19 protein-coding genes are annotated in these 16789 nt (G+C 69.4%); 13 read left to right on the top strand and 6 right to left on the bottom strand.

The features are described from left to right. Nucleotide 1 precedes the first annotated feature (1 nt). The 3 genes from ACQEVI_RS04130 to ACQEVI_RS04120 are packed head-to-tail and all read left to right on the top strand — an operon-like array spanning nt 2 to nt 3787. Nucleotides 2-829, top strand: coding sequence for a carbohydrate ABC transporter permease (locus ACQEVI_RS04130; protein ID WP_432894985.1), 828 nt, complete (start codon nt 2-4; stop codon nt 827-829). Further along, a complete protein-coding gene (locus ACQEVI_RS04125; RefSeq protein ID WP_432894983.1) occupies nt 826-2895 on the top strand; it encodes an alpha-galactosidase in 2070 nt (689 codons plus the stop codon). The genes ACQEVI_RS04130 and ACQEVI_RS04125 overlap by 4 nt, the downstream gene beginning before the upstream one ends. A 10-nt stretch (nt 2896-2905) precedes the next feature. Continuing rightward, on the top strand, nt 2906-3787 hold the full coding sequence (locus ACQEVI_RS04120; protein WP_432894981.1) for a hypothetical protein: 882 nt from the start codon (nt 2906-2908) through the stop codon (nt 3785-3787). On the opposite strand, the gene ACQEVI_RS04115 is transcribed toward ACQEVI_RS04120, so the two are convergent. The 3 genes from ACQEVI_RS04115 to ACQEVI_RS04105 form a co-directional block, all read right to left on the bottom strand. Further along, a complete protein-coding gene (locus ACQEVI_RS04115; RefSeq protein WP_432894979.1) occupies nt 3745-5247 on the bottom strand; it encodes a toll/interleukin-1 receptor domain-containing protein in 1503 nt (500 codons plus the stop codon). The genes ACQEVI_RS04120 and ACQEVI_RS04115 overlap by 43 nt on opposite strands. 183 nt (nt 5248-5430) lie before the next feature. After that, entirely contained in the window at nt 5431-6360 is a 930-nt protein-coding gene (locus tag ACQEVI_RS04110) for an inositol monophosphatase family protein (RefSeq protein WP_432894977.1), read from the bottom strand. 19 nt (nt 6361-6379) lie between these two features. After that, a complete protein-coding gene (locus ACQEVI_RS04105) occupies nt 6380-7420 on the bottom strand; it encodes a helix-turn-helix domain-containing protein (protein ID WP_432894975.1) in 1041 nt (346 codons plus the stop codon). A gap of 463 nt (nt 7421-7883) precedes the next feature. Between ACQEVI_RS04105 and ACQEVI_RS04100 the strand changes: the two genes are divergently transcribed. The 6 genes from ACQEVI_RS04100 to ACQEVI_RS04075 all read left to right on the top strand — a co-directional run bounded on the left by ACQEVI_RS04100 (nt 7884) and on the right by ACQEVI_RS04075 (nt 11391). After that, a complete protein-coding gene (locus ACQEVI_RS04100; protein WP_432894973.1) occupies nt 7884-8753 on the top strand; it encodes an HAD family hydrolase in 870 nt (289 codons plus the stop codon). 96 nt (nt 8754-8849) lie between these two features. Further along, nucleotides 8850-9350, top strand: a complete 501-nt coding sequence (locus ACQEVI_RS04095) for a radical SAM protein (RefSeq protein ID WP_432894971.1) — start codon at nt 8850-8852, stop codon at nt 9348-9350. Further along, a complete protein-coding gene (locus ACQEVI_RS04090) occupies nt 9343-9804 on the top strand; it encodes an SPASM domain-containing protein (RefSeq protein WP_432894969.1) in 462 nt (153 codons plus the stop codon). Before ACQEVI_RS04095 ends, ACQEVI_RS04090 begins: the two co-directional genes overlap by 8 nt. Before the next feature lie 14 nt (nt 9805-9818). Beyond that, entirely contained in the window at nt 9819-10031 is a 213-nt protein-coding gene (locus ACQEVI_RS04085; protein ID WP_432894967.1) for a hypothetical protein, read from the top strand. Between the two features lie 33 nt (nt 10032-10064). Continuing rightward, on the top strand, nt 10065-10649 hold the full coding sequence (locus ACQEVI_RS04080; protein ID WP_432894964.1) for a hypothetical protein: 585 nt from the start codon (nt 10065-10067) through the stop codon (nt 10647-10649). Between the two features lie 4 nt (nt 10650-10653). Beyond that, entirely contained in the window at nt 10654-11391 is a 738-nt protein-coding gene (locus ACQEVI_RS04075; RefSeq protein ID WP_432894962.1) for an ATP-binding cassette domain-containing protein, read from the top strand. Nucleotides 11392-11438: 47 nt separating this feature from the next. Here the strand turns inward: ACQEVI_RS04075 and ACQEVI_RS04070 are convergent, their stop codons facing one another. Further along, complete coding sequence (locus ACQEVI_RS04070; protein WP_432894960.1) at nt 11439-11693, bottom strand: hypothetical protein; 255 nt, start codon at nt 11691-11693, stop codon at nt 11439-11441. A 55-nt stretch (nt 11694-11748) separates the two neighbouring features. Here ACQEVI_RS04070 and ACQEVI_RS04065 point away from each other — a divergent pair, with 55 nt between their 5' ends. Next, nucleotides 11749-12498 (top strand): sugar phosphate isomerase/epimerase family protein, encoded by a 750-nt coding sequence (locus tag ACQEVI_RS04065; RefSeq protein ID WP_432894958.1) that lies wholly within the window; start codon nt 11749-11751, stop codon nt 12496-12498. Further along, complete coding sequence (locus tag ACQEVI_RS04060; RefSeq protein WP_432894956.1) at nt 12495-13604, top strand: Gfo/Idh/MocA family protein; 1110 nt, start codon at nt 12495-12497, stop codon at nt 13602-13604. The genes ACQEVI_RS04065 and ACQEVI_RS04060 overlap by 4 nt, the downstream gene beginning before the upstream one ends. A 21-nt stretch (nt 13605-13625) precedes the next feature. Here the strand turns inward: ACQEVI_RS04060 and ACQEVI_RS04055 are convergent, their stop codons facing one another. Further along, nucleotides 13626-14264: a TetR/AcrR family transcriptional regulator gene (locus ACQEVI_RS04055; RefSeq protein ID WP_432894954.1), complete on the bottom strand. Its 639-nt coding sequence runs from the start codon at nt 14262-14264 to the stop codon at nt 13626-13628. Nucleotides 14265-14345: 81 nt separating this feature from the next. Here ACQEVI_RS04055 and ACQEVI_RS04050 point away from each other — a divergent pair, with 81 nt between their 5' ends. Together ACQEVI_RS04050 and ACQEVI_RS04045 are read left to right on the top strand one after the other, a co-directional pair. Next, nucleotides 14346-14987 (top strand): NADPH-dependent F420 reductase, encoded by a 642-nt coding sequence (locus ACQEVI_RS04050; protein WP_432894951.1) that lies wholly within the window; start codon nt 14346-14348, stop codon nt 14985-14987. A 42-nt stretch (nt 14988-15029) separates the two neighbouring features. Beyond that, nucleotides 15030-15791: a class I SAM-dependent methyltransferase gene (locus ACQEVI_RS04045; RefSeq protein WP_432894949.1), complete on the top strand. Its 762-nt coding sequence runs from the start codon at nt 15030-15032 to the stop codon at nt 15789-15791. A gap of 24 nt (nt 15792-15815) precedes the next feature. Here the strand turns inward: ACQEVI_RS04045 and ACQEVI_RS04040 are convergent, their stop codons facing one another. Then, on the bottom strand, nt 15816-16787 hold the full coding sequence (locus tag ACQEVI_RS04040; protein WP_432894947.1) for an NAD(P)-dependent alcohol dehydrogenase: 972 nt from the start codon (nt 16785-16787) through the stop codon (nt 15816-15818). Nucleotides 16788-16789: the final 2 nt, after the last annotated feature.

The raw sequence follows: 16789 nt of genomic DNA, 5'->3' as shown, positions 1-16789 counted from the left end.
CATGTCAGCACGCCCTGCCCGCTCCCCGTGGCTGCACGTCGCGATGATCCCGGTGACGCTCCTGTGGCTGAGCCCCATCGTGTTCGTCCTGTTCGTCGCCGTCCGGTCCTTCGACGACATCGCGAGCCGCGGCCTCGGCGCCCTCCCCGCGTCGTTCAGCACCGAGGGCTTCGGCACCGCACTGACCGACGGCGGCGTGCTCCAGGCGCTCGGCAACAGCGTCGTCGTCACCGCGTGGGCGGTCTTCGCCTCCCTCGCGCTGTCGTCCGTCGCCGCCTACGCGCTCAGCCGGTTCGACATCCCCGGCCGCCGCACCATCCTGCTCACCATGCTCGCCGGAAACCTCCTGCCGCCGCAGATCCTGCTCGTCCCGGTCGCGGCCATCACCGAGGCCATCGGCATCGCCGACACGCGCACCGCGCTCGTCGTCGTGCAGGTCGGGTTCGGCATCGGCTTCTACACGTTCGTGCTGCACGGCTTCATGCGCAGCCTGCCCACCGAGGTCTTCGAGGCCGCACGGCTCGACGGCGCCGGACCCGGCGGCATCTTCTGGCGCATCGTGCTGCCGCTGTCCCGGCCGGCGCTGGCGGCGCTCGCGGCCCTGGCGACGACGTGGATCTTCAACGACCTGATCTGGGCGATGACGGTGCTGCGCACCGAGTCGAAGTTCCCGATCACCGCGGCCCTGCTCAACCTGCAGGGCGGCTACGCGAGCGCGTGGAACGTGGTGGCGGCAGGATCGCTGCTGGCGGCCGTCCCGACGGCGATCGTCTTCTTCATGTTCCAGAAGCAGTTCGTGTCCGGACTTCTCGTGGGGGCCAACAAATGACGTGGACGCTCCCGACCCGGTCGGGCCGGTACGCCGTGGCGCTCGCACCGCGCGGGGCAGGCCTGGTCGCCGTCGGCTGGGGGCCCGACGGCGGCGACGGACCCGCGCCCGTGGCGGCGACGTCGTCCTTCGAGGCGGACCTGGACCTGCTCCCGCTGGAGGCGACGGCGCTCGGCACGCGCAACGTGCACGGCGCCGAGCTCGTGGTCCGGCGGGCGGACGGCCTGCGGGGCGCCCGGCTCGTCCTCTCGGGTGAGGTAGTGCTCGGACGGGACGACGACGGCGCCACGCACCTCGTGTGCCCGCTGGCCGACGAGGTGCTCGGCCTCGGCGTGCGCCTGCACCTGCGGACCCACCCCGCCCACGACGTCGTGGAGAAGTGGGCGGAGCTGCACAACACCTCGGAGCAGCCGATCGAGCTGCTCCGGGCCTGGGGCGGGGCGTTCACGATCCCGGCCGTGGCAGGGGCGGCGGTGAACCTGCTGGGTGGCGCCTGGTCGCGGGAGTTCACGCCGTTCGAGGCGACACTCGGCGCGGGGACGCTGAGCATCGGCAGCCGGCAGGGCATCACGTCGCACACGTATGCGCCGGTGGTGACGGTCGTGCCCGCGGGAACGGACGCGGGTGTCCGGTACGGCGTCGCGCTCGCGTGGAGCGGCTCGTGGCGGATGACGCTCGACGCCGTCCCCTTCGCCGACCACGTCCGGGTCGCGGCCGGGCCGGACGACGAGTCGGGCGTCCTCACCCTCGCCCCGGGGGAACGGCTCACCACCCCGGCGCTCGCCGGGGTACGCGTCGAGGGTGACGCCGACGACCTGGCGCACGCCTGGCACACCTACCAGGCGACGCTGGCCCGCACGCGCGGCCCCGAGCACCGGCCGGTCGTCTACAACTCGTGGTTCGCCACGACGTTCGACGTCCGCGTGGAGCACCAGCTCGAGCTCGCGGCGGCCGCCGGGGAGGTCGGCGCCGAGGTCTTCGTGGTCGACGACGGTTGGTTCCGCGGGCGCACGAGCGACCGCGCGGCGCTCGGCGACTGGGAGGTGGACCTGTACCGGAACCCGGACGGCCTGGGCCCGCTCGCCGCCGGCGTCCGCGCGCTCGGCATGCGGTTCGGCCTCTGGGTCGAGCCGGAGGCCGTGAGCCCGGACAGCGACCTGTACCGCGCGCACCCCGAGTGGGCGCACCAGGTGGCCGGCCGGCCCTTGGAGACGCTGCGCAACCAGTACGTGCTGAACCTGGGCCGGCCCGAGGTCGAGGAGTGGGTGCTGGGCACGCTGCGCCGCCTGCTGGGCGACGGCGACATCACCTACCTCAAGTGGGACATGAACCGCTCGATCGCCGACGGCGGGCAGAGCGTGCTCGGCGGCGACGACTGGTCCTGGCGGCACACGCAGGCCTACTACCGGATCCTCGACGCGCTGCGCGCCGAGTTCCCGCGGGTCACGGTCGAGGCGTGCGCGGGGGGCGGCGGGCGGATCGACCATGCGGTGCTCGCGCGGACCGACGTCGTCTGGCCCAGCGACGAGACCGGGCCGCGCGACCGGCTGGCGATCCAGCACGGATTCCTGGGCGTGCTGCCCGCCTGGACGATGAGCTCGTGGGTCACCGACCTGCCGGACCTGCTGGACCGCGACCGGGACGGCGCGCCGGCGAGCCTGGAGTTCCGGTTCGTCGTCGCGATGGCGGGGGTGCTCGGCATCGGCGCCGATCTCCTGGCGTGGGACGCGGCGACGCGGGACCGGGCCTCGTCGCTGGTGGCCCTGTACCGGTCTGTCCGGTCCGTGGTGCACACCGGCCGGGTGCGGCGGCACGGTTCTCCCGCGGACGGGGCGTGCGCGGTGCAGTACACGGGAGCGGACTCCGTCGTCGTGCTGGCATGGCGGCGGCCCGGCGCTGCCGATCTCACCGTGCACCTCCGTGACCTGGACCCGGACGCCCGGTACCGGCTGCGCGGCGACGACGTGGGGACCAGAGCGTTCACCGGAAAGGAGCTCGGGACCGAGGGCTTCGCCGTCGGATGGGCCTACCGGGACTGTGATGTCGTGATTCTGGACCGGGTGTGAGGATGCGCGGGTGACTGAACCGAGTGTGACCGCGCCCGACGCGGACGTGGCCCGGCCGCTGACCGTACGAACCGACCTGGCGCTCGGCGGGCGCTGGACGTCGCTCGCCACGCCCGAGCGCGAGTGGCTCTGGCGCAACCCGCGGATCCCCGACGCCGAGCGCGCCGCCGTCGCCCCGGGCGACGCGTTCGTCGACGCGGGCGGCGGCGAGGAGTGCTTCCCGACGCTCAACGGCCCGAGCGACCACGGCGAGGTGTGGTCGCGGCCGTGGTCCGCCGCCGACGACGAGCCGGGTGTCGACGTCGCGCCGGTCTCGGTCGGCGGTCTCACCCTGCGCCGTCGGCTGAGCGCGGACGACGGCGTCGTGCGGGCGCGGTACGCGATCGATGGCCCGCCGGGCGCGAGTGTGCTGCACGCGGTGCACATGCTGCTCGACGTCGGTCCGGGCGCGCGGCTGGAGGTGCCCGGTCGACCGGACGTGCTGGTGGTCGAGTGGCCTGCGCGGGGTCGGACGGTGCCGTCCACCTGGCCGGACGGCGACGGGGTGCCGCTCGACGTCCTGGGCCCCGACGACGGGACCGCCCGCTGCGCCGTCGTCGCGACCGACCGGGTCGACATAGTGGACGGCGCCGACCGACTCTCGCTCACCTGGGGCGTCGAGCCTGGATACGCGGCGCCGGTGTCGTTCGTCGTGTGGCGCAACCTCGGCGGCTGGCCCAAAGATGCGCCGTACCGCTCGATCGGCGTCGAACCGCTGCTCGGGGCCGAGTCGAACCTCGACCGTGCGGCGCCGCATCAGTTGGCACACCTGGACGAGACCGGCCGGATCGGCTGGTGGCTCGAAGTTCGTCACCAGCGACTTGCGGAGATCTTTTCGAAAAGTCCGCGATAGTCCTCGATGGCCACCCGTACCCGGTCTTGGCTACCGCCAAAGAGACCTGCGGTGAGCGGTCCCCACGCGTTGCCTTGGTGTTTGAGTTGGTCGGAGAGCGTCTCAAGAGAGTTGCCAGAACTATAACGTGATCGCCAGGTGGATCGCCCAAACCAGTGCGCACCGCCAACCCACAGGGAATCTTCCGATCGGGTCGTGTTCACGAAGTCTTGTTCGAGCAATCCGAGGAGTATTTCCGCCTGATCGAACTGAGTGTCGTATATGGGGTCGTCCGGGAGTTGTTCCGCGAAGACTGGCTTAAGGATGTGGTGCAGCCATTCAGAGACCGGCGTGCGATATTTAGTGGCACGTCCGTCCCCGAACGCTGCCAAGGCCTCTCCCGGATCCTCGTGCTCGATTGCCGCTCGGGCGAGCGCGTGCGGGACCATCTCGAAATCCGTGAATGGCTCGTAGGGATCGGTTGCCCTGACGAGGGGGACGGCTCGAGGACCTCGTGGTGTGGCCACGGTGACGTCCACGAGCAGCGTTCGCAGGTTGTGCCAGCGTTCCTGGCTTGCTGCGGCCAGTGCGGCTGTGAACACAGTCGCAAGTAGCGGCAGATTGCGCAGAGTAATCAGCATCGTGTGGCCACTCTTCACCTGCGCCGCCTCGGTACCGAGGCGGCGGAGTGCAGTACTCCAGGGTGCCAGAGCTGAAGGCTCGCCCCACCGAGCGGCGACCTGGAGCGACCAGCAGAAGGGAGCGATCAAACTCCAGTAAGATTGGGCCGTTCTTACCACCTCGGTGATAGCCTCTGAACCCTCCGTTGCGGTCAACCGCGTCGGAAAATACGTCTCGTTACGCATGGCGCTCAAAACGCGCGTCATTTCACCACTGATGAGGTCGTCCTGCGCGATCCGACGCGATGGATCGGGAAGCATTTCCTTTGTGGCTCGACGGAGGCGCTCTGGCCGCTCACGATCGGAAGCGCTTTGTACTGAAGCCGCCGTTGTTGCTTCGTCTGGAGCGGCGTCGCCCATCAACCGATGGATTGCTGTGGCCAATAGAACGGCTTGCGTGGCATAGTCGTCACCAAACAGGTCGACTCGGTTAAAGTCGTCCAGAGTTCGGCCAGCCCCCAAGTCCCATTGCGGCATCTCGACAGAGTCGAGGCGAAGCGGGATGAGCCACGGCCGGCCGGGTGCACGTAGGCGCAGCTCTTCGGCCGCCAGCGTGAGTTCCTCGTTCATGTACGACTTCGCCTTTGCTACCGATTGTTCCGAGAAGCAGGCAAGGAAGACGAGGGATCCGCTCTGGATGGCGTTGCGAATCTTCTGCTTCCAAGCGTCGCCAGGGCCGAGATCCTTCCGGTCGCGCCAGTAGGGAATCTGCGCCGCAGTGAGGACTTTGCAGAGTTCGTCCACTCGAGGGCTGTCTTCGTGCACATACGAGATAAAGACGTGCTTCGCAGCGTCAGCCATGAAGGGAAGCCTAGGACGACGCGGGGAGGTCGATCTGGCACAGGACTCAACTTCACCCGGGTGACCGCAGGGCAGGTGACCACCTGTCGTCAGCGACCGGTGGTGCCGAATCCGCCAGGCGAGCGCCAACTTGAGGGCCTGCAACTGGTTCTGTTCGTCGGTACGGCCTCGGCATCGTGGGGTCTAGAGTCGGATCGCGTTCCGGATCTCTTCGGCGAGTGCGTGGTTGCCGGCGGCGATGAACTTTCGCCGTTGGCTCATGGTTTTGTTGATCTCGGCCAGGGTGTTTAGCCCGTAGTCGAGTGCGATGGGGTTTCCGTCGAGGTCGATGGTGAAGCCTCCAGCCGCGTGCAGGATGTAGTGCCCCGGCGACAAGTCCCACACGGCGAAGCCCTTGGCGATCTCCATGGTCGCGTCGGTGAACCCGGCAGCGACGTGGCACAGGCTGATCGAGCCGAAGTCGACACCGATCCGTCCCTTCGCCCTCCCATCCTCGCCGGGGGTGCTGAGGAGGTCGAGAAACCGTTCCTGTCGTGCCAGGGGCTGGAACCGCTCGGCCGGCCGCATCAGGTAGTTGGTGACCAAGGCCTGCGAGAGGCGAGCGTTCGACGGCGACTCCAGGGCGTGCCGATCGCCGTCCGCCGTGATCAGGAACGCCCGGTCCGAACCGTCGTCGTCGCGGATGGCGAGGTAGAGCTGGACGTGGTGGAAGATGTCGCCGACGATCGCGATGACAGGCCGCCTCAACGACCGCGAGTAGACCATCAGGTGGGTGTAACCGTGCAGGGCACGCACTGCCAGCTCGCTGGTGTCCAGGGGGTCGACCAGGACGCATAGGTCGGGGTCGGGATCGTCGCCGATGACCTGGGGGTCGTCTTCCTCGGAGGCGTAGATGAACGACGGGATGACGTCGGCGAGGAGCTCCTTATAGCGCTGGTGCATCCAGAGGTCGTAGTCGGACAGGAAGTTGTCCTCGTGGCGCAGGTTCTTGTTCTCCGCACGACGACCGGTCAGGGCGGCCTGGACCAGGCGGGGTCGTATCTCGCCCATAGTGGCCTTGACCAGATCGGCAATGGTCTCCGCCAACTCCGGGACCGGGATCTCGCTGCTCATCTACGGCGTCTCCAGTCGGCTATCGCAACTCAAGTGGGGGCTCAATGCCCGGCGGGCTCATCGTGGCGGCAATGAACACGGCCTCGAAGTCTGCGGCGCGCATGATTTTCGCACCGGTCAGGTCGTCGAAGCTGTCGACCGCCAGCTCTCGGTCCTTGGTCATTGCCCCGAACACGGCGAAGTACAGCTCGGCTCGGGGGTACCTCGCGCGCACCTGTCGTGCGATGTAGCCGATCACATCGGCGTGCTTCACCTCAAAGTCGCAGATCACGATGGTCGGCGCGTCTCTGACATCGGGGAAGAAAGAGGCGCCATCGAGCACCACGCCGTCGCTCACCTTGTTACAGCGCAGGTAGCCGATGGGGCATCGGGCGAACCGGGACGAGGCGAGGAATGTCGCCATCACCAGCCCGGCCTCGTTGATCCCGAAGCAGATGTCAGCGTCGAGGCGCTTGCCGAGATTCTTGATCTGATGCGACAGGCTCTGGACGCCGTGGCCAAACGTCTCCCACGTCAGGTCGAGCAATCGCCCCGGCTGAGGATTGGGCAGGCTGAACACCTGGATATCAGGATTGCCGTACTCGACGGTGGGCACCGTCAAGATGAACTCCTGGCCAATCTGGCCCTGCCGTTCCCTCGCCGGGCGAACATCCTTGTGTGCTGTGTCAGGTAGCGGGGCTGATGCGTCGCCTGTGATCGTTTGCTTGTCGGTGGCGAACTGCTTCAGAGCGAGTTGGTCCTCGGCCGTGAGCCGCTCGTAGGCTTCGGCGATCAGTTCTGTCGGATTGATGCTCTCCTCGGCGACGCCCAAGGGGCCTTTGCCGTAGGCGGCGCACAGGATGAGCAGGCTCGACATCGAGGGCGGTGAGCCCTGTCCTCGGCCGCGGGCCCACGTCTCCCAGGCGTTGATGGTCGTACCGCCCAGGCTGGTCTGGTTTCCGGTGACGTCGTTGTAGCGCCCAGCCGCCTGGTCTTGTGACAATCCGGCCGCATACCGGTGCGCCTGCAAGCTGGGCACATCTGGATACCTGGCCATCAACTCGACTGCGGCGTTCTTCACGGACCTCAACTCGGTCCACAACTTCTTTCCTTGTGCGGCGAGTTCTCTGCCTCGCGCTTGAGGAGTGATTCCTTTGCGTTGATTCGCGCGTGCGTGCGGCGGTCCAGACGGAGTTCTCACGGCAGGTAGCCCTTCCACATCCGAACCTTAGCCATCCTGGAACCTCTTTGCCCATCGCAATGGGCAATGTCTGCGGGCGAGGCCATCACCACAGGTCAAGACACCCAAAGATCCGTTCGCCGGTGGCCCGCTGAACAGGTGTCTGCACTCCCGATCGGATGCGACCTTGGTCGAACTTCTCACCACCGACCCAAGGAACCGCCATGATGACTACGACCAGCGCGAGGGACGTTCACTATGACAGTGGAGCCGTGGCGAAGTGGGATGCGACGACTGATCACCGTCAGGACCGCGGCGGTACCCGGTTCGCGTTCGCCAGGTGTCTGCCTGTGGGATCAGTCCGATGACCGCGTCCGTGCCGGGCACGCGGATCGCGCGGCGACTGGTGGCGCTCGACATCGACGGAACTCTCCTCGTGACAGGCCAGGACCCGACCCCTGCCGTTCTTGCTGGGATCCGGGCTGCCCTGCATGCCGGGCATGAGCTTGTGCTCGCCACGGGGCGTTCCCTGTCCGGAGCGCTCTACGCAGCACGTCTCCTCGGAATCACAGACGGCTGGATCGTTGCCTCGAACGGCAGCGTCGTCGTCCGACTGAACAGAGGTGGATACGACGTCGTCGGGATACACACGGTTGACGCCAAGGCCGTCGTGCAGCTCGTTTCCGCCGTCCGTCCTGACCTTCGGATAGCGGCCGAGATAGTCGGTGTGGGTTACCACGTCTCGGAGCCCTTCCCGCCGCAGGAACTCGGCGGCGCACAGGTCGAGGTCGCCCGGCTCGACGACCTGTGGGCCGAGGCAACCCCGCGCCTGGCCATCTACGGTACGGGCGCCCAGAACCTTGTCCCGTCTATTCGCGCGGGCGGGATGACCGCCACGCGGACTCGCCCGGACTGGGTCGACGTGACACCCGGCGGGGTGAGCAAGGCGACCGCTTTGGAGACGATCCGCCGCGAGCTCGGCATCCCGAAGAGCCGGACTGTCGCCGTCGGAGACAGCGAGAACGACATCTCGATGCTGACGTGGGCTGAGCGGGGCATAGCGATGGGCAATGCATCTGCGCTGGTCCGGTTCTCCGCCAACTACGGGACCAAGGACGTCGAGGACGACGGTGCGGCACTGATCCTGCATGCGCTCGCTCAGCCTGATCGTGAGGACCTCACGGGCGGGACCCGGGCGGGCGCAGCGCCCGCCACCGCCGTCCAGGCTCACTGAACTCGCGGCTGGGCGGTGCCCAGCACCGCCGCCCGGCCGCAAGCCTGCTTCTGCGGGCGCACGTGCAGGCACCACCCGATCTGGAGGTAGATGACGATGACCGAGACGATCACGACCACTCCCGCCACGCCGTCCGAAGGCGCAGGTCTCAAGTTCGTGTGGCTGGAGGTCACGGGCAAGTGTCAGCTGGAGTGCGTGCACTGCTACGCCGATTCCGGGCCGGCCGGCACTCACGGAGTCATGACCACCGCCGATTGGCGGCGTGTGATCGATCAGTGCGCCGCTCTGGGGGTGGGGATGGTGCAGTTCATCGGCGGTGAGCCAACCCTGCACCCGGATCTCCCGACCCTGGTCGAACACGCCCTGGAGTCCGGCTTGGAGGTCGAGGTGTTCTCCAACCTCGTACATGTCTCGACCCGGATGTGGGACACGTTCACCCGGCCCGGGGGTGCGGCTGGCATGTTCCTGGTACAGCGACGACCCCAAACAGCATCTGCTGATCACGAAGCGGAACACGCACGCCCGGACCCGGGCGAACATCACGAAGGCTGTGGCTCACGGGATCCCGTTGCGGGCCGGGATCATCGGGATGCTTGACGACCAGAACGTCCAGGCAGCTACCGCAGAGCTGAAAGCTCTCGGGGTGGCGGAGGTTGGTGTCGACCATCTGCGGCAGGTCGGGCGCGGTATCCGTGACCGCGACGCGTCGATGGCTGAGCTGTGCGGCGGGTGCGGTGACGGAGTGATCGCCATCAGCGCCACCGGGGAGGTGTGGCCATGCGTCTTCACCCGGTGGATGCCGGTCGGGAACGTGCAGGACACGGCGCTCGCCGAGGTTCTTGCTGGCAGAGTGGCCGTCGACACAACCACCGCACTCCGCGAAGCGTTCGAGGCTCGTGGCATTTCGGACGGCTGTAGTCCCAAGTGCATGCCGGACCGTTGTGACCCGGAGTGCGGCCCGGCATACAGCCCGGCGTGCAAGCCCTTGTGCGGTCCCAAGGGCGGTCCCTGCAAGCCGCGTGGCGGATGCATGCCGAACTATTACGGCTGAGTAGGGTGACAGCGATGGGCGACACCATGGCCGACGCCGCACACCGCGACCGGATGCTGGCCTTTCTCGGCCAGGCCGCGCACCGCCTTGGGCGCAAGGCCGCGGGGCAGGTGTCATTCGGGTGGTTGGACCGCACTCTTGGCGTGCCCGGCACGCGCGCAGACGGCTCTGGGTGCTGGATCCGAGTCGTCAGCGAGCAGGTGCAGTGGGTCGACGGCGCCTTCTAGACCGGAAACGCCGCAGCGAACGTAATCACTGGCGTGCCGAAGCCGGTGGTCCTCGACACCTTCGAGGAACATCAGGACGACCGGTGGTTCCGCGTCGAGATCATGTCGATGGTCGACCCGCTCTCGGTCTCGTCCACGCCCGAGCTTCACGCGGCACCGGAGTTCAAGGCTGTGTGGTTCAGTGACCTGGCGCTGTCTCTCCAGGCACTGACACATACGGCGACCGAGCGGGTTGTGTATACGCAGGATCGCGTGACCCAACGCCTGCGGGAGTACTTCGGTGAGCGGATCGACCCGGTCGTCGACCACTGGCAGACAGCACACGCGGATCTGCACTGGGCCAACCTCACCGCTCCAGATCTGGTGATCCTGGACTGGGAGCAGTGGGGGCAGGCGCCACTCGGGTACGACGTCGCGACCCTGTACTGCCACAGCCTCCTGGTTCCCGACGTCGCAGACCGGATCTACAACGAGCACCGCGAAGTCCTCGACTCACCGGACGGCCGTCGTTCGACGCTTCTGGCGGTGGCCAGGATGTTGTCGCGGACTCGGCAGGGTGACTACACCGAGATGGTCGGACCATTGCATCGCCTCGCCGATCAGGTCCTGGGACGCTGAGCTCGTGCTGATCGAACGCATCGACATCACCGCCGACGCGGACGAAGCGGACGAATGGCCGTTCACCGTCCCCGCCGTCCGCCAGGTAGCCAGCGACGGTCTGGTGCTGAAGAGCCCGCTGACCTTCCTGGTCGGGGAGAACGGGTCGGGCAAGTCCACGCTGGTCGAAGCTATTGCCGAGGTGTGGGGCATCAACCCGCGCGGCGGACGCGGCAAGCCGGACCGCCGACCCGAACCTGGAAGCCTGGCCAGCAAGATCACATTCGATCTCACGGCTCAGGGCCAGCGGTTTCACTCCAGTCGTAACCGCCAGCAGTCCTACTTCCTGCGGGCCGAGGCGGCCCTGGACCTGCTGGAGTTCGTGTCCTCGTTCAACATCATCGTGCCTGGTTATCCACAGGAGGACCTGCGGACCCTGTCCCACGGCGAGGGCTACCTCGCAGTGTTCCGTGAGGTCTTCAGCCAACCGGGCCTGTATCTGCTCGACGAGCCCGAGGCTGCGCTGTCGTTCTCTGCGAGCCTGCAGCTCGTCGCGGCTCTGCATTCGTCGCTGGGCGCGGGTGCGCAGGTCATTTGTGCCACGCACTCACCGATCGTGGCCTCCACACCCGGCGCGGACATCCTGGAGCTGTCCGACGGCGGTATCCAGCGCACCAGCTGGGACGACCTGGAGATCGTGGGCCACTGGCGGCAGTACCTCAACCACCCCGGGTCCTATCTGAGGCACCTGCTTGCCGAATGACACCCGACCTGTCCTTGTGTTTTGCCGCCCGTACCTGAACGGAGTGCTCAGGTGTGCCCGAAGGTGGTCGCCGACCGGTTCGCGAAGAACGCCAGCACCACCACTGCGGCGGCCAGGAGCAGCGACCACGAGACCTGCGCGGAGCCCTGGAGCACCTCGGTGACATGGCTGGTCACGGGCAGCGTGGACATGATGGCCATCGCGGCGACGGGACTGGTGCGGGAGAACCCGATCTGGAGCAGCCATGGCGGTGCGACCACGCCGAGCAGGTAGTCATGCGGCTTCCGAGAAAAATCTTCCACTGTAAGAATTTCTGGGTACGATCGTCGTGCTGACCATGCCGAACGAAGGAGTTCCATGCCGACGACGAAGCCGACCACCTCAGTACAGCTCTACTCGGTCAAAGACGCGGTCGCCGAGGACCTGGCCGGCGCCGTGGCGCGCCTCGCCGAGATCGGGCTCGAGCACGTGGAGCCGTACGCCTTCCACGAGCGCACCGCGGAGTACGGCCGCGCCTTCGCTGAGGCGGGGATCACCGCGCCGTCGGGGCACGCGCCCGTGCTCGGCTCGGACACCCCCGAGGCGATCTTCGACGCCGCGGCCACGCTGGGCATGGCCACGGTGATCGACCCGTTCGTCCCCGCGGAGCACTGGCAGACGGCGGAGCAGGTGGCCGAGCTCGCCGAGCGCGTCAACGGGCTCGCGGTGCTGGCCGCCGAGCGCGGCCTCGAGTTCGGGTACCACAACCACGCCTGGGAGCTGAGCACCCGCATCGAGGGCAGGCACGCTCTCGAGCTGTTCGTCGAGCACCTGGACCCGGCGGTGGTGCTCGAGGTCGACACCTACTGGGCGAGCGTCGGCGGCGCCGACACCCCGGCGCTGCTGGGCGCGTTCGGCGACCGCGTGCGCCTCATCCACGTCAAGGACGGCACGCTCGACGGCGACGTCCAGGCCCAGCAGCCCGCGGGCTTCGGCGCGGTGGACGTACCGGCGATCCTGGCCGCCGCGCCCCGGGCGACCCGCGTGATCGAGTTCGACGCGTACGCCGGCGACGTGTTCGCGGGCATCGCGCTGTCGTTCGCCTGGCTCGCGGAGAACGACCGGTGACCGGGCCCGGAGCGGCCGGCGTCGGCATCATCGGCGCCGGCAACATCTCGACCCAGTACCTGGAGAACCTGACCCGGTTCCCCGACGTCGAGGTCCGGTTCGTCGCCGACCTCGACCAGGCGCGCGCCGCCGCGCAGGCCCAGGCGTACGGGGTGCCGGCCTCGGGGACCGTGGACGAGCTGCTGGCCCGCGAGGACATCGACGTGGTCGTGAACCTCACCGTCCCGGCGGTGCACGCCGACGTCGGGCACCGCATCCTGGCCGCGGGCAAGCACGTGTGGAGCGAGAAGCCGCTTGCCCTCGACCACGACGCGGCGGCCGCCCTCCTGGCGGACGCCGGGGCGCGCGGCCTGCGCGTCGCGTGCGCCCCCGACACCGTGCTGGGCGCGGGCATCCAGACGGCGCTGCGGGCGATCGCGCGCGGTGACATCGGGGAGCCACTGACCGCGACCACGATGTTCCACGTGCCGGGCCCGGAGGCCTGGCACCCGAGCCCCGACTTCCTGTTCGCGGTCGGCGGGGGACCGCTGTTCGACATGGGCCCCTACTACGTGACGACCCTCGTGCACGTCTTCGGGTCCGCCACCCGCGTCCAGGCGGTGTCGTCCACGTCCCGCCCGACCCGCACCATCGGCAGCGGACCCCGGGCCGGTGAGGTGTTCGACGTGCTGGTGCCGACGCACCACGCCGCGCTCATCGAGTTCGGCCCCGGTCGTTCGGCACAGTCGACGTTCTCGTTCCAGCACGCCCTGGACCGAGCCGGGCTCGTCGAGATCAACGGCACCGAGGGCACCATCGTCCTGCCCGACCCGAACAGGTTCGACGGGGACTCGTCCCTGTGGCGCTACGGATCGGGCGAGCCGACGGCGCTCCCGGCGGTCGGCCCCGCGCTCGGCCGCGGCGCCGGGGTGGTCGACCTGGTGCGCTCGATCCGCGACGGCGGCGCCGAACGCGCCTCGGGGGCGGTGGCCGCGCACGTGCTGGACATCCTGCTCGCGGTCCGGGATGCGGCGGACGCCGGAAAGCCCGTGGAGATCGACTCCGCCGTCGGGCCGGTATCGCCGCTGCCGGAGGGCTGGGACCCGACAGTCGCGTCACCGGTGTAGGTCACCAGGGCGGCCGAGCGCTCAGGCCTCGGCCGCCCCGCCCGCACCAGGGCCCGGCAGGAGGCGTTCCAGCAGCTCCAGCGAGCGGCGGACGTCGACGTCGCCGGGGGCCAGCAGCCACTGCAGCTGCAGGCCGTCGGAGGCTGCGACGACCAGCGCGGCGGCGTCGTCCGGGTCGACGTCGGCGGCTATCGCGCCCGACCGCTGACCGGCCCGGACCCGCTCGGCGAGATCCGCCCGGACCCGCAGGTAGCGCGCCTGGACGAACTCGCGTGTCGCCGGGTGCTGCTCGCCCTGCAGGGCGTCGGTGGTCAGCGTCGCGTAGAGCTCGACCAGCCCGGGGATGGAACGGTTCCGCTCGGCGCTCTTCTCCATCATGGCGACCGCCGAGACCTCCTCGGGTGCCGACGGTTCGTGCGCCTCGGCCTCGTGGACCTGGGACTCGTGCGCCCGGTAGACCTCCACGAGCAGCTCGTCGCGGTTGGCGAAGTAGTACCGCAGGGCAGCGTGCGAGACGCCGATGGCCTCACCGATGGCGCGCAGCGAGGCGCCCACCCCGCGCTCGGCGAACAGGCCCATCGCGCTGAGGAGGATCTGCGCGCGCCGCTCGGGACCCTTCCGGTACGACCGCCCGTGGGATCCCGCATCGCCGTTCGCCATGGACGCCATCGTACGAACGCTTGTGACGTAGGGACCGCGCGTGGACGGAATGCGCCACGAATGCCTGGGGTTGCCGACTGTATGACTACTTTCGGCATCATCGGAGCGGGAAACATCGGCAGCCAGGTGGCGCGCGTCGCCATCGCGCAGGGCAACGAGGTGGTGATCGCCAACTCGCGCGGTCCCGAGACCCTCGCGGACCTCGTCGCGGAGCTGGGCCCCAAGGCCCGGGCGGCCACGGTCCAGGAGGCAGCCGAGGCGGCCGACGTCGCCGTCGTCTCCGTGCCGTTCAAGTCCTACCGCGACATCCCGGTCGAGCCCCTTGCGGGCAAGGTCGTGCTCGACACGAACAACTACTACTGGGAGCGCGACGGCCGTGTCGAGGTGCTCGACCGCGGCGAGGCGACGGTCTCCGGCCTGCTGCAGGAGCACCTGCCCACCTCGAAGGTCGTCAAGGCGTTCAACCAGATCACCGCCGCGACCATCACCACGGACGGCACCCCGGCCGGGACCGAGAACCGCCGGGCCCTCGCGACGGCGAGCGACTACCCGGAGGCCGTCGAGCTCGTGACCCGGTTCTACGACGAGGCAGGCTTCGACACCGTGAGCGCCGGACCGCTCAGCGAGTCCTGGCGCGCCGAGCGTGACCGGCCCGCCTACGTGTCCCGCCAGAACGCCGAGGAGCTGCGCGCCAACCTGGCCAAGGCGCCGCGCACCATCTGACCCGGACCGGGTACACCGGTCGCGTTCGGATAATCTCCGAGCATGCAGCCGACCAGCCCGGACGACCCCTGGTCCGCCGTCGCCGACGACTGGGGCCGGTACTGGGGCACCTTCGCGCGGCCCGCGTGGGAGCCGCTGCTGCGCGCCGCCCGGATCGGGCACGGCACGCGAGTGCTCGACGTCGGCTGCGGCAGCGGCGAGCTGCTGGAACACCTCCAGGAGCAGGGCGCGGTGCCCAGCGGCGTCGACCCGGCGCCCCGGATGGCCGAGCTCGCCCGGGCGCGGGCGATCGGCGTCGACGTGCGGCTCGGCGACCTCGAGCGGCTCCCGTTCGACGACGGCGCCTTCGACGTGGTGCTCGCCGTGAACGCGTTCCAGTTCGCCGAGGACCAGGACCTGGCGCTCGCCGAGGCCCGCCGGGTGCTGGCGCCGGGAGGCGTCGTCGGCCTGGCGGGGTGGGCCGAGCGCGCGCGGAACGACCTGGACGCGATCAACGTCGCGCTCGCCGCGGCCGACGACGACGAACCGCCCGAGGACGGCCCACTGCGTGTCGAGGGCGGACTCGCCGGCGTGCTGGGCGGCGCGGGCTGGGACGTGCTCGGCGCCGGCGTCGTGCCGGTGGCGTGGACCGCGCGCGGCGACACGGATCTGGTGCGCGGGATCCTCTTCGGTGAGGAGGAGTCGACGATCGCGGACCTCGCGCCCGTCGTCGTCGACGCCGCCGCACCGTTCCGTCTGCCGGACGGCGGCTACCGGCTCACGAACGCCTTCCGTTGGGCCGTCGCGCGGCGTCCCGAGCGCTGACCGCCAGGGGGCACGGCCGGCCGGTCACGACTCCCGCGCGCGGCCCGCGATGTCGATGACCACCTTGCCCAGGGCGTGCCCCTCGCCGTGGAAGGCCAGCGCCTGGGGGACCTCGTCGAGCGGGTAGGTGCGGTCGATGTGGATGTCGACCTGCCCGGCGAGGCACTGATCGGCCAGCGGCTCGAAGTGCTGGGGGCCCGGGCGCACGGCCAGGACCTGGATCCGGCGGCCGGTCAGCAGGCCCGTGACGGTGCCGGCGGTCAGGATCTCCAGCAGCGTCCGCACGGGCCCGCCGACGCACAGGTACCGGCCGCCCGGCGCGAGCGCGCGGCGGTAGGCGAGCACGGACCGGTGGGCGACGAGGTCGAGCACCAGGTCGTAGGGCCCGGTCCGGGTGTAGTCCTCGCTGCGGTAGTCGATGACGCGGTCGGCACCGAGGGACCGCATGTGGTCGAGCTTGCCGGCGTTGTCCACACCGGTCACGTGCGCGCCGGCGTTCCTGGCGAGCTGGATCGCGAAGGAGCCCGAGCCACCGCCCGCGCCGTTGATCAGCACCCGTCGGCCCGGGCCCGCCGCCGCGGTGCCCTGGATTGCGATCGGGCCGGCCTGCGGCAGCGTCGACGCCTGGGCGAACGTCAGGGCCGCCGGCTTGTGTGCGAGGGCCGACTCGGGCGCCACCGCGTACCGGGCGAAGCCGCCCATGAGCGTGAGGTTGTCGCCGTAGACCGCGTCGCCCGGCCGGAACCGTGTGACGTCGGAGCCGACGGACTCGACCCAGCCGGCGATGTCCGAGCCCAGGACCCGCCGGCCCGGCCTGCGCAGCCCGCCGAACCGCGCGTAGGCCGGCGTCCCGTGCAGACCCTCCCAGTCGGAGAGGTTGACCGACGTCGCCGCTACCTCGACCAGCACCTGGCCGGGCCCCGGAGCAGGCTTCGGTATCTCCTCGACCCGCAGCACGTCCGGTGGTCCGTACTCGTCGTAGACGACTGCCCGCATCC

Origin of the sequence: Promicromonospora sp. CA-289599 (assembly GCF_050936155.1) — a bacterium.
GTDB lineage: Bacteria > Actinomycetota > Actinomycetes > Actinomycetales > Cellulomonadaceae > Promicromonospora.
The sequence above is the reverse complement of the archived record's forward strand: the minus strand, read 5'-3'. Positions and strand labels throughout refer to the sequence as shown.